The organism is Pontibacter sp. LHS2 (assembly GCF_058932845.1).
Map to the genome: position 1 here is coordinate 474,681 of NZ_JBZYWG010000001.1, position 12,266 is coordinate 486,946.

Sequence of the window (12,266 nt, forward strand, 5' to 3'; positions counted from 1 at the left end):
GAATAAAAAACTCCTACTCCTCTTGAGCAGCAAGCGCTGTGAGTCAAGGGGGAGTAGGAGTAGAGTATTTCGGTGTGCAAGCTGTCATCAGTATAGTAAATCAATCTGAATCTATATACTGACTCTGGTATTGGATTGTTCTCTAAAAATTGTATTTAAATTAAGCCAATTTACGCTGCTCGTAAAACTTGTCAAGCCCAATTTGTTCTATACGTATATTCTTGTAAGCTGCCGTCGCCTTAAATTCTTCTAAAATCTCCAGCACATCGTCATCAATGTTCACTGAACGGCTGGCGTCGATCACAACAGTAGAATTTGGTGCCACGTGGTCAAGCGTCAGCATGATGCTGGCCTTGTTCAGGAAAGTAACCTCTTCCGAAAGCACAAGCTCTACGCGTTCGCCCTCATGATGGGCTTTTTTGTCGATAAAGAACGGCGTACGGTAGTTGTCGCGCAGGATCATGAACACCGACACGGCACCACCGATCATAATACCAGTGATCAGGTCGGTCAGCATCACCGCTACGATGGTTACGAAGAAGGGCACGAACTGGCGCTTGCCGGCTTTCCACATGCGACGGAACAGTGCCACCGAAGTCAGTTTGTAACCCACTACAAACAGCACGGCCGATAGCGAAGCAAGCGGTATCATGTTCAGGATAAGAGGAATCGCCATCACACAAATCAGCATCACCGTACCGTGGGTAATGGTTGACAGTGGCGTACGGCCACCAGACGATACGTTGGCGGATGTACGCACAATCACAGCAGTTACCGGCAAACCACCGATGAAGCCTGATACGATATTGCCTATACCTTGGGCTTTCAGCTCGCGGTTCGTAGACGACTTGCGCTTGTATGGATCCAGCTTGTCGCCAGCCTCCGTGCTAAGCAAGGACTCCAGCGAAGCGATAAAGGCAATGCTCATGGCCACTGTATACAGCTCTGGATTCGTGATCTGAGAGAAATCGGGGAAAGTAAAGAAAGAGAAGAACTCACCGATGCTGCCTGCAGCAGGAAGTTGTACCAAGCGACCGCCGCTTAGGGCCAGTTCCGGGAAGTACGCCACAAAGACCTGGTTCAATAGCACGCTCACGATCACTGCGATCAGGGCGGAGGGCACGAACTTAAAGAAGGCATAGCGCTTGAGAGCCGGCTGGTCCCAGGCAAAAATAATGATCAGGGACACGATGGTGATGATCGTTGCACCAAGGCTTATGTAGTTGAATACTTCCAGGATGTCGCTGAAAATATTGGCACTGAGGCCGTCTTCCATACTGCCAAAGATCTCTTTGCCAGAATACCCGAAGGCATGCGGTATCTGGTTGATGATCAGAATCAGACCGATGGAGGCTAGGATACCCTTGATCATGGACGAAGGGAAGAAGTACGCAATGGTACCTGCCCGCAGGAAGCCCAGTATTATCTGGAATATACCGGCGATGATGGTTGCCACCATGACTGCCTGAAAAGAGCCCAGCGACTGAATAGCCATCAGCACCACAAGAGCCACAGAAGCCGCCGGACCACTTACGTTTACTTTAGAGCCGCTTAGCAATCCCACTACAATACCGCCTACTATACCTGCAATGATACCTGAGAAGAGGGGGGCGCCGGAAGCGAGGGAAATACCAAGGCAAAGTGGAAGTGCAATAAGGAAAACCACCAGACCGGCAGGTAAATCGGTCTTCACATGCGAGAAAAAACCGTCGTTAATTCTTTTCTGATCGGGTAAGGAATTCTGATTCATAAATGTGTTCTGGTGTTGACAAATAGAATGAGGTATATAAAGATGTATATTGAAATGGATAGCTGGATTTACAGTGATCTAATGCGACACAGGTGCCGGTATCCTCTATTTTTTCAATTTTTTTAGAATGATCACGCTTCTATCATCTCTGTAAATTATAGCATAACCATAATGCGCTGCGATCCAGTCAAAGGTACCCGGATGGTAAAAGACAACGTGCGTCGGGTCTTTGGCATAGTACCAAGACTGCAAGACACTTAAATCCTGCCATTGCTGTGTCATCACGATCAGGAAGCCGCCTGTACGTAGCAGTTGGCTGAGTCGCTGCATTTCAGTGGCTGGTTCAAAAAAATGCTCAAAGCACTCCGTCGCGAAAATGAAGTCATATACCTGGTCCTCATTCAGCTCCGGATAGAAAAACGGATCATAGTCGTCCATGACAAAGCCCCTATTCCGCAGCAACACCGACAGGGTAGGACCAGGGCCGCAGCCGTAATCTAACCCACGCCAGCCTGCCTGTAGATAGGGGAGCGCCGGAGTGATGGCTTTGTTTAGAAATTGCACATAGCCTTCATTCCGCACTGTGTTCTCGTGCCTGATATAATGCGCCTTTTCCGATTCTGCTGAGGGCAGATCCTCTTTGGCAGAAAAGATGAGCTGGCAGTGCTGACACAGGTATAGCTTCCGGTTGTCTGGCCCCTGCAACTCCTCTGCCTGTTGCCATTCGCAGCACAACGGACAAACCAAACTGCTTTTATCGTGGGAGCCAACCGGCATATCCTGACTGTTCTAACCCTGTCTTGCCGCTTCGAATTTGAAGTCGGAGGTAAAGTGGAAATTCAGCTTCGGATAATGTTCCTGTACTGAGCGCAGTACCCACGACGTGTCAGCGAAAAATACCGGGTTATCGTCTTTGTCATAGGCAATGTGACTACCCTTGATCGCAATGAAACGGGCCAGTGCGTCCTTGTCCTCGGAGGTCACCCAGCAGGCTTTGTAGTAGTTGAGGTGGTAGAGGTCGCAGGTGGCGCCATACTCTTGCTTCAGGCGGAACTTGATCACGTCAAACTGCAGTTCGCCCACCGTGCCGATGATCTTGCGGCTACCGGGCTGCTGCACAAACAGCTGTGCCACCCCTTCATCTGTCAGCTGGCGTATCCCTTTCTCTAACTGCTTTGTCTTGAATGGATCCTTGTTCACCACTTCCTTGAAGATCTCAGGGGAGAAACTCGGTATACCTTTGTACTGCAACAGCTCGCCTTCAGTGAGTGTGTCACCGATCTTGAAAGAGCCGGTATCATAGAGACCTACCACATCGCCAGGCCAGGCTTCTTCGAGCAGGCTTTTTTCGTTGGCCATAAAACTGGTAGGGCTGGAGAAGCGGATACGCTTGTCAAGGCGGGTATGATAATAGAGTTTGTTGCGCTCGAACTTACCAGAGCACACACGACAGAAAGCGATCCTGTCACGATGATTTGGGTCGAGGTTGGCGTGTATTTTAAAGATAAAGCCTGTAAAAGCATTTTCCTCTGGGCGTACTTCCCGCTGTGAGGCGGCCACTACCTGCGGCGACGGTGCGATCTTGACGAAAGTGTCGAGCAGTTCACCCACCCCAAAATTAAAGATAGCGCTACCAAAAAATACGGGAGCCAGATAACCTTCTTTGTATAGATCAAGATCGAAGTTCTCGTAGAACTCTTCCAGAAAATTGGCATCAGAACGCAGTGTGTCGGCAGGCTTCTTCCCGATGATCTCGTCGAGCTGCGAACCGTTGATGTCCTCAATAGAAATCACATCTTTGGTGAGCTGCTGTTTGTTGGCCGTGAAAAGATTCAGTTGCTTGTCATACAGGTTGTACACGCCTTTGAAGGTGGAGCCGATGCCGATCGGCCAGCTCAGTGGTCGCACGTGTATGTTGAGCTCGCGCTCCAGTTCATCGAGCAACTCATAAGGGTCGCGCCCTTCGCGGTCCATCTTGTTGATGAACACGATCACAGGAGTGTTGCGCATGCGGCATACCTGCATCAGGTTGCGGGTCTGTTCTTCCACCCCTTTCACGCAGTCCACAACCAGGATCACACTGTCCACGGCAGAGAGCGTACGGTAGGTGTCCTCGGCAAAGTCCTTGTGACCGGGCGTGTCCAGGATGTTGATCTTGTGGCCCGCATAGTCAAAGCCCATCACCGACGTGGCAACGGATATACCACGCTGTTTCTCTATCTCAAGAAAGTCGGAAGTGGCGGATTTAGTGATCTTGTTGCTTTTGACTGCACCTGCCGTGTTGATGGCACCCCCAAACAGGAGTAGTTTTTCGGTAAGAGTCGTCTTACCGGCATCGGGATGACTGATAATGGCAAACGTACGTCTGCGCAGGATTTCCTCTGAAACCATGTAGCTTAGAATAAGGTCGACCCAACTGGATCTTTATTGAAAAAATGATGATAGTATGGCTGTTTACCCCGGGTAGGGTAAAGTAATGATCAAGGGGGAGTAGGGACGCTATGTGAATGTATTGCGTGCATTTCAGGATGCAAAAGTACTAATAATCCGCTGAATCGCAAAACCTTGTGAATATATGTCTACGCCAGCCATTTTGCAGTATAACTACAGTAGGGCTGCTAAGCAAAGGCTAGAGCTGAAATTATTAACCACTCACATAAATTAACCTAAAACTATGGCGAAGATAAAAGTTGCAATCAATGGCTTCGGTCGTATCGGCAGACTCACATTCAAAGCCCTCCTCCGGAAAGAAAATGTGGAGGTTGTGGCCATCAACGACCTCACTGATACTAAAACGCTGGCACACTTGCTGAAGTATGATTCCGTGCATGGCCGCTTTAACGGCATTGTGGAAGCAACGGAAAACGGTTTGATCGTGGATGGGCAGGAGATCAGTGTGACGGCGGAACGGGAGCCCAGGAACCTGCCGTGGGAAAAGTTGGGTGTGGATGTCGTACTCGAATCCACTGGTCGTTTTGTGGACGAAGCCGGTGCCTCCCAGCACCTGGAGGCCGGTGCGAGGAAAGTAGTGATCTCAGCTCCTGCAAAAGGCAATATTCCAACGGTGGTGCTGGGAGTGAACGAGAATATCCTGACAGGTGACGAAAGGATTATTTCAAATGCTTCCTGCACTTCAAACTGTCTGGCACCGATGGCCAAAGTGCTCGACGATACCTTTGGGATTGAGAAAGGGTTTATGACCACCGTGCATGCTTACACGGCGGACCAAAACCTGCAGGACGCCCCGCACAAGGATCTGCGCAGGGCCCGGGCTGCCGCTTACTCCATTATACCCACCACCACAGGAGCTGCCAAAGCGATTGGGCTGGTCATGCCTCAACTGAAAGGCAAACTGGACGGTGTTGCGATCCGGGTACCTATACCTGCCGGCTCCCTGACGGACCTAACCTGTGTTCTGAAAAAGCCTGCCACCAAAGAGGAGATCAACGCCGCCATGAAAGATGCCGCCGACAGTTCCATGAAGGGAATACTGGAGTATACAGAAGACCCGATCGTGTCCATTGACATAGTGGGTAATAAGCATTCCTGTATTTTCGACGCAGAGATGACCTCGGCGAACGAAACGCTGGTGAAAGTGGTCGGCTGGTACGACAATGAAGTAGGTTATTCCAATAGGTCAGCCGATTTGATTTCTAAAATCGGTTAATTAAATAAGCCGGAGCAGGATGCCCTTAGGCTACATGCTCCGGCTTATTTAATTAATATTTGATGATGAGTGTTCGAGTTAGTCGGGTCGTTGAAAAGGATGCTGCTATACCTTATACCTCATACAAGAAGAAGGGCTGTTCGTAACCCGCCTTTTGCAGCACTGGCTTTGATACATTGTATACCTTTACGCCGGTAGACGTTTCACCTTCCAATGTACCTACGTGTGCGTGCCCGTGAAATGCGACCAGTACACTACGTCGGTTAAGCGGCTCTTCCAGGCGGGAGCATCCCAGGAAAGGGTGGATGGCTTCGGGCTCTCCTTCTACGGTAGCCTTGATCGGGGCATAATGCAGGAGCACGATCTTTTTCATGTCATTCTGTTCGCTGTCGAGTTGGGCCAATGCGGCATCCAGTTTCAGCGCTTCTGTTACGGTTTCCTGCACAAAGTCCTTGTTCAGTTTTTCGCCGAACATCCCCAGCATGTAGTTATCAAAACCGCCACCGTAACCTTTCACACCGGCAAAGCCTACATTCTCTATTACCGTGAAGTCACCGTCAAGCAGTTTGAGATTGGTTTGGGCAAATATTTTGCGCAGTTTTTTTACCTGGTCGTGGTCATAATCATGGTTCCCAAGCACAGCCAATACAGGTATAGAACAGGCTCTCAGCTCCTCGGCCAGCACCTCGGCTTCGCTTTCACGTCCGGTATCGGTCAGGTCACCGCAGAGCAGCAGCACGTCTGCCTCTTCTGAAACCTGCTTAAAGAAATCAACCCACTTTCCTGCATCCTGCTCATGTACATGGATGTCGCCTACGGCTGCTATGCGTAGCTTTTTATGTTCTGTAGTTGCGTCTTGCATCGTGTTTCCTTTGATTGAAAGTAATACTACGTGCCAAGTCCGCCTCAGGATAGGGGAGACGCGCTATACCTACTATAAACTAAACAGCCCCCACACAGGAAGTGCGGGGGCTGAGTAAGCTAACAAATACTATTTATCTAATTTCCAGTTCTGTTGATCTCGTCCAGGTTGATGTTTCGCTTCTTGGCTTCAAAGTCTTTGCCTTTCGCAAAGTTGTAGCGGAGGTTGATGCGGATGCTCTGGGCGCCCTGGTACTGGTCAATGGCGTTCAGGTTACCGTCTAGCAAGGTGCTCACCTTCAACATGCGGGTTCTGAAGATGTCTGTGGCATTTATAGCCAATGACAGGCGGTCATCCATGAACGTGCGCTTCAGGCCGGCATCCAGCCACCACTGGCTTTTGATTTCGTACAGGCCATACACAGCCGGTCCCTGGAAGCCCGCGTTCAACTCCATGCGGATGTTCTGTGGTAGCTGTATGTTTTGGTTAGACTGTACATAAAGCAGTACCTGATCATTAATAACATTCTGGGCATTCACCTCCTTGCTGTAGCGCTGGTAAGCTAGCGTAGCCGTGTTGCTCATCTCCCACTTGCCCGAAATCTGAACAGGCGCTACCAGGGTAGTATACAGGTTCTTATAGTTCTCGATATTGCGCTGGCTGAACACAGTGGTGTTGTCTTCGCTGTTGTAAGTCGGTATCTCACCAATAAAGTCAGTTGTAACAGAGTAGCCGGCCATCAGGTTGTAGCGCTGCTTGAGAGTCTGCGTGATCTCAAACGAATTGGTATACTGCGGCTTCAGGTTCGGATAGCCCTGTGACCAGGTATAAGGGTCGAGGTAGAAGATGAACGGATTCAGCTGACCGTAGTAAGGACGGTTGATGCGGCGGCTGAACTTATAGCTCACCTCGTAGTCATCACTCACTTTTTGCTGCAGAAACACGCTGGGGAATAAATCCAGGTAATTGCGTTTGGTGATATCTTTTAGTGTGATCGAGTTACCTTCTGAACTGGTTTGCTCTGCACGAAGCCCGGCCATTATTTTCCAGGTATCGCTCAGTTTGCCGGAGTAGTTGGCGTAGCCCGCAAAAATATTCTCGGTATAAACAAAGTGGCTGGTGCGGCGTGGGTCCAGGATCTGACGACCATCTGTTACTTCATAAAACAGCAGCTCGTTGTCTGATACCACATGGCTGGCTTTGGCACCAAGCTCTAGCTTGCCGTTCTTACCCAGTTTCTTGCCAAAGTCTACTTTAGCGGCCAGAATGTCGTAACCGGTTGGGTTATAACTGGTCAGGTGCTCTTCGCTTACCAGTTCATTCGTGCCCAGTACGTACTGTCTGTTTTTGAATACAAAGTCAGTCTCGTCTTTGATGCGGGCATAATCTACATCTGCTGAAAGGGTAGTGCCTACTGTGTCGAGCTTGCCATTGTAGTGCAGGTTAAACGTGCCGTTGCGGTAAGTGCTCTGGTGCTCGTTGGTGGCGGAGATGCGCCGGCTGTCAGCAGCTACCGGACGTCGCAAGTCAGATTCAGTGTTGAAAATACCTTCATTTGTATTATAGAACAGGTTGCTCATGAAACCTACGCTATGGCGGTCGTTTATTTCATAGTCAGTACCCAGGCGCAAGGTAGGGCTGATACGCTCACGCTCTTCTATACCTTCCTGGTCAAAGAAACTGCGGCCAGCGGGGTCGTTGAAGATACGCTCCATCTCCATGTCACGGTAGTTCATGCGACGGGCAAAGTCAAGACCGGCGGTCGTGTTCCATTTACCGCTTTTGTGGTTCAGATCGAAGCCCGCGTTATAAGAGCTCAGGCGGTTGAACTGGTAGCCAGCGTATACGTTGCCGTTCATGCCGAAGGCTTCGTTCTTCTTCAGGTTGATGTTGATGATACCGGACGCGCCTTCCGCATCGTAGCGGGCAGACGGGTTGGTAATGATTTCCAGGTCCTTCAGATTTTCAGCAGACATGCCCTGCAGTAGGTTCTGCAGTTGCTTACCGGAGAGGAAAGATTGCTTGCCATTGATCATGACCTGCACGCCTGGCTTACCGTTCAACGTGATATTGCCATCCTGGTCAATCCACACTCCAGGTGACTTCTCCAGCACTTCGTAAGCTGTGCTGCCCTGTGCCAGTCCGGTGCCCTCTACGCTCACTACCATTTTTTCGGCGTCGTTGGTTACGGTAGGGCGCATGGTCTGAATCGTGACTTCCTTCAGCGTTTTTACATCCGGCTTCACCTGCAGTTTGCCGAAGTCACGGCTGAAATCAGACCCGGTTACTTCGAACACCTCCGTGGTCAGGGGCAAATAGCCCAGGCCGCTTAGCCTGAGCTTGTAGTTTCCTTTTGCCGGAGTTTTGATGCGGAAGGAACCATCCATCTCAGCAATGGCTCCTGTCACCACCGCATCAGTATAGGAGGAGAGTACCGCGACGTTCACAAACCCCAGGCCTTCGCCCTTCTCGTCCAGCACTTTACCAGTTATCCAGCCTTCGTTTTGAGCTAATGCACTGTGTGCCAATGCTGTCAAGATAAGCAGGAAGAAAAATTGTAATGACTTTTTCATAGTATTATTTTGTTAGCGTGTATTGTAATGGGATGATGCAAAGCTAGTCTATAGTACTTTGTAATGCAAGGTACTGTTTGCTTTATTATATGAACCGCCTCAAATTCTCCGTTAACAGCTTCAAAAATCCGACGAACGAAAAGTCGGTTATAGGAATTTCGATGAACTCTGATGACGGTGCTGGGCTTTAGGTCATTACAGGAAGCCCGGCATATGAGGAGGGTTGCCTTGGCTATTCCTTCTTAATCGCACAGCTATAAATAGAAAATCCTGTTTACCGGGAATGGTAAACAGGAGAGGAGGGTATGGTAACAAGTTTTGTCTTTTGACTTAATTCGTCAAAGGGCAAAGGCGATGATACTGCTTTGGATGTTTTCTTTTGATCAGCCGTAGCATATAGCGAAAAACGAAATAGCGTTCCCGCTTGCGCTCCTCGTGGTCGAGTGAGGTGCGGTATTCCAATGTTTCGAGTAGGCTGGCGGTATCCTGGTATAGGAGGTAACTGTATACTTTAAAAAAGCATTTTTTCACATTCCCTTTTTTTACGTCTGTTCCGGTAACCTCTACCAAGGCTTTTCTCAAATGATCCATTTTTAAGGCCTGTAATTTTGTAGTGTTGAGCTTTATCGCCGCATATTTTCATATCAAAGCTTAAAGCTAACACATGCACGATTGCTATAAAATGACAGATATCACTTTTATGATCAATGTGTTACGAAAACCGATTGCGTACAGATTGAAATGGAAAACGGGACTTACTAGTTCCGTTCACATTAAAATTCAGCAAGTTCGGGCACTCATATGATGTTTTTTACATAATTCGCACAACAGCCTACGTATTTGTACGTTATATGATTATAGCAGTAAATAATATACTGTTATTAAGATATGAAATCACCTCCTTACCTTCAGGTTCATTACTGTCCGGAGTATGGCCTGATCTCTAGTCAATGGTTGCGCGTTGTGAACAGTGCCGAATACCGAAAGGCACTTGTTAAAGTGTGCCAGCAACTGCAATCAAGTAATGCCAGGCGCTGGCTGATCGACCTCAGTCATTCGGCCAGTCCTAACATGAGCGACCAAAACTGGACGGTTGAACTGTTAGGGCATCGGCTGCCACAAACAAAACTTCGAAAGCTAGCACTGGTACTGCCTGACGATCTTTTTTTTGAAGTAGTAGTGGAAAGAGTGAGTTACAATTTGCTCAGTATGTCTGATTATAAGTTTCAAATCGCCCAATTCTCTGATCTGGAAACAGCCCAGCAGTGGCTTATATCCTTTAATGACCCTGAAGAAGGCCTGTTTCGTAACATCTCCAAATCTTACTCCACACAAGTTCTGAATAGTGGTGATCAGGCTGCTTAATCCCGTACAGTGCCTGATTATAGGGGATAAAATGGAATGAGTAGGTGAGATTTTTACAAATACTTGAAACAATTCTCGAAAATCCTGAAATAATCATGAACTTTTTGTGAATTGTTCATGTAATAATCTTGCTATTAACTTGTAATTCTTTGTACACACGCATGACTATGAAAGAGCTTGAGAGAATCCAGAAAGCGCTTCGGCACAGTAACACTCTTGTATTGAAAGATTGTGAAAAGAAGGTAGAATGTTCTTTTATAAAAGAGGGACTGGTATACGACAATTTCCAAATTGAAAATAACGTATTGGCCTCTGCCTTGCAGGAAGCGAGTCTGAACGGGATTGTTGAAGGATTTAATTTTGAGCGCCTGAAAAACACTTATGAGTGGTTTGCACTGCGTGTGAAATCAAGAATGTTACTGGATACTTTGAAATAGTTTATTCCCATAACTATAGAAAAAGCCCTTCGCTCTTTTAGAGCGAAGGGCTTTTTTATGTGTGCCTGGCAGGGTATAACCTATACAGTACGATTGCAGTAACCTGCTTTATGACGCTATCCCTTTCATTTGCCATCCACATGATCCTGCACTTCACAGTGCCGTTGGCGGTGGCTGCAGTGTTTTACAGGAAACAGTTTTCAAAGGCCTCTCTTATTATGTTGGCCGGCCTTGCCATCGATGCTGACCATTTACTCGTCAGGCCAATCTTGGACCCCTGGCGCTGCAGTGTCGGCTTCCATTTGCTGCATCAATACTGGCTTATACCTGTGTATGTAGCCCTGGCCATTATCCCTAAAACCAGGTTGATCGGCCTGGGCCTTGTCATCCACATCTTCCTGGATTGGACAGATTGTTATTTTTAGTTAAACACTTCCTCGTTGCTACCACACTTAAGCATGCTGTCGCCAAAGTAAGGGTTGCGAATCTCAGCGTTGGTGCTTACCCAGTAGGCGCCCTGGTTGTTGTTCACCATCGGGCAATGCTGGTAGTATACTTTTTTGTCAGTTGCACCAAATGCTTTGGTCAATGAAAACACAGCTTCTGACAGATCTTCCAATTGATTGCGCTGCTCGCCCAGGTCATTGGTAGCGGCGATGGCTGCTGCAGATTTACGTGCTTTTTCAACTTGCTGCTCTGCAAAATCTTTTTGCTCAGGTACCGTGATGGTAGCCACAGGCATTGCATTAGCAGAAGTGAGTACGGCATTGGCCGCTTCCTTGGCAGTTTCCGGATCTGAATTAACCATAGCATCCTTCAGTGCAATGTACTCGTCCAGCATCTGCGACACGTTGCGTTTCATAGGCTCCGCTACCGAATCAAAGGTCGGGGTTTCTACTACCACTGTACCAGCAGCTGGTACGTTGTCGCCGTGTGCCATGCCATCGTGGTGCTCGTGGTCATGCGCTTCAGTTGTGTCTGCATGCTCCTGGGTGCTGTCAGATGAGCAGGATGCGAAAGCAAACATAGCCACAAGCGCTGCAAATATTGTTGTCTTTTTCATAATGATTAAATAGAAAATAGTACGGTTGGTTTCGATAATTTAAGACTCAGACCTGCCCATGCAGAACAGGAATCTGTGCAAAGTTAAGCTTTTTGACGAAAAGCCGGCATAGGGGCTAACATAGCCTGTTGTTTGCTTTTACGTATCTTTGCACAAATAATGGTTAAGCTATGGTGACGATCTATCACAATAACAGATGCAGTAAAAGCCGTCAGACACTGGAGTTACTCCGAGAAAAAGGGGAGAACCTTGAAGTAGTGGAATATCTCAAAGACGCTCCCTCTGCTTCAGAATTGAAAGGGATACTCCAGAAGTTGGGCTTGAAGCCGGAACAGGTGCTTCGCAAAGGTGAGCAAGTATACAAAGAACAGTTTGCAGGCAAAAGCTATACAGACGAGGAATGGCTGCAGATCATGGCCGAAAACCCCATCCTGATCGAACGCCCGATTGTAGTGATAGGAGACAAGGCTGTAATCGGACGTCCGCCGGAAAAAGTACTCCAGATTCTATAAATCAGGTATAGCCAGGTATGCCTGCTATACCTGGCTA

The 12,266-nt window shown here is 48.2% G+C and carries 12 protein-coding genes; 5 read left to right on the top strand and 7 right to left on the bottom strand.

All coding sequences use genetic code 11. The annotated features are described in order from the left end of the window. Positions 1-160: 160 nt before the first annotated feature. The 3 genes from AC5FX6_RS02045 to AC5FX6_RS02055 form a co-directional block, all read right to left on the bottom strand. The gene (locus AC5FX6_RS02045; RefSeq protein WP_493595361.1) at positions 161-1,750 is read right to left on the bottom strand and encodes a SulP family inorganic anion transporter; all 1,590 of its coding nucleotides are present in this window, start codon (positions 1,748-1,750) and stop codon (positions 161-163) included. A gap of 105 nt (positions 1,751-1,855) precedes the next feature. After that, complete coding sequence (locus AC5FX6_RS02050) at positions 1,856-2,527, bottom strand: class I SAM-dependent methyltransferase (RefSeq protein ID WP_493595362.1); 672 nt, start codon at positions 2,525-2,527, stop codon at positions 1,856-1,858. 12 nt (positions 2,528-2,539) lie between these two features. Further along, positions 2,540-4,141, bottom strand: coding sequence for a peptide chain release factor 3 (locus tag AC5FX6_RS02055; RefSeq protein WP_493595363.1), 1,602 nt, complete (start codon positions 4,139-4,141; stop codon positions 2,540-2,542). Between the two features lie 283 nt (positions 4,142-4,424). Between AC5FX6_RS02055 and gap the strand changes: the two genes are divergently transcribed. Then, positions 4,425-5,417: a type I glyceraldehyde-3-phosphate dehydrogenase gene (gene gap / locus AC5FX6_RS02060; RefSeq protein ID WP_493595364.1), complete on the top strand. Its 993-nt coding sequence runs from the start codon at positions 4,425-4,427 to the stop codon at positions 5,415-5,417. Positions 5,418-5,529: 112 nt separating this feature from the next. On the opposite strand, the gene AC5FX6_RS02065 is transcribed toward gap, so the two are convergent. The 3 genes from AC5FX6_RS02065 to AC5FX6_RS02075 form a co-directional block, all read right to left on the bottom strand. Beyond that, on the bottom strand, positions 5,530-6,279 hold the full coding sequence (locus AC5FX6_RS02065) for a metallophosphoesterase family protein (protein WP_493595365.1): 750 nt from the start codon (positions 6,277-6,279) through the stop codon (positions 5,530-5,532). Between the two features lie 137 nt (positions 6,280-6,416). Beyond that, complete coding sequence (locus tag AC5FX6_RS02070) at positions 6,417-8,852, bottom strand: TonB-dependent receptor (RefSeq protein ID WP_493595366.1); 2,436 nt, start codon at positions 8,850-8,852, stop codon at positions 6,417-6,419. Between the two features lie 330 nt (positions 8,853-9,182). Next, entirely contained in the window at positions 9,183-9,443 is a 261-nt protein-coding gene (locus AC5FX6_RS02075; protein WP_493595367.1) for a hypothetical protein, read from the bottom strand. 297 nt (positions 9,444-9,740) lie between these two features. Between AC5FX6_RS02075 and AC5FX6_RS02080 the strand changes: the two genes are divergently transcribed. The 3 genes from AC5FX6_RS02080 to AC5FX6_RS02090 all read left to right on the top strand — a co-directional run bounded on the left by AC5FX6_RS02080 (position 9,741) and on the right by AC5FX6_RS02090 (position 11,079). After that, positions 9,741-10,217, top strand: coding sequence for a hypothetical protein (locus AC5FX6_RS02080; RefSeq protein ID WP_493595368.1), 477 nt, complete (start codon positions 9,741-9,743; stop codon positions 10,215-10,217). Positions 10,218-10,384: 167 nt separating this feature from the next. Then, entirely contained in the window at positions 10,385-10,654 is a 270-nt protein-coding gene (locus tag AC5FX6_RS02085; RefSeq protein ID WP_493595369.1) for a hypothetical protein, read from the top strand. 110 nt (positions 10,655-10,764) lie between these two features. After that, complete coding sequence (locus AC5FX6_RS02090) at positions 10,765-11,079, top strand: DUF6122 family protein (RefSeq protein ID WP_493595370.1); 315 nt, start codon at positions 10,765-10,767, stop codon at positions 11,077-11,079. Here the strand turns inward: AC5FX6_RS02090 and AC5FX6_RS02095 are convergent. Next, on the bottom strand, positions 11,076-11,717 hold the full coding sequence (locus tag AC5FX6_RS02095) for a DUF3347 domain-containing protein (protein WP_493595371.1): 642 nt from the start codon (positions 11,715-11,717) through the stop codon (positions 11,076-11,078). The genes AC5FX6_RS02090 and AC5FX6_RS02095 overlap by 4 nt on opposite strands. A 170-nt stretch (positions 11,718-11,887) precedes the next feature. Here AC5FX6_RS02095 and arsC point away from each other — a divergent pair, with 170 nt between their 5' ends. Continuing rightward, positions 11,888-12,229, top strand: a complete 342-nt coding sequence (gene arsC, locus AC5FX6_RS02100) for an arsenate reductase (glutaredoxin) (protein WP_493595372.1) — start codon at positions 11,888-11,890, stop codon at positions 12,227-12,229. The last annotated feature ends 37 nt before the right edge of the window (positions 12,230-12,266 follow it).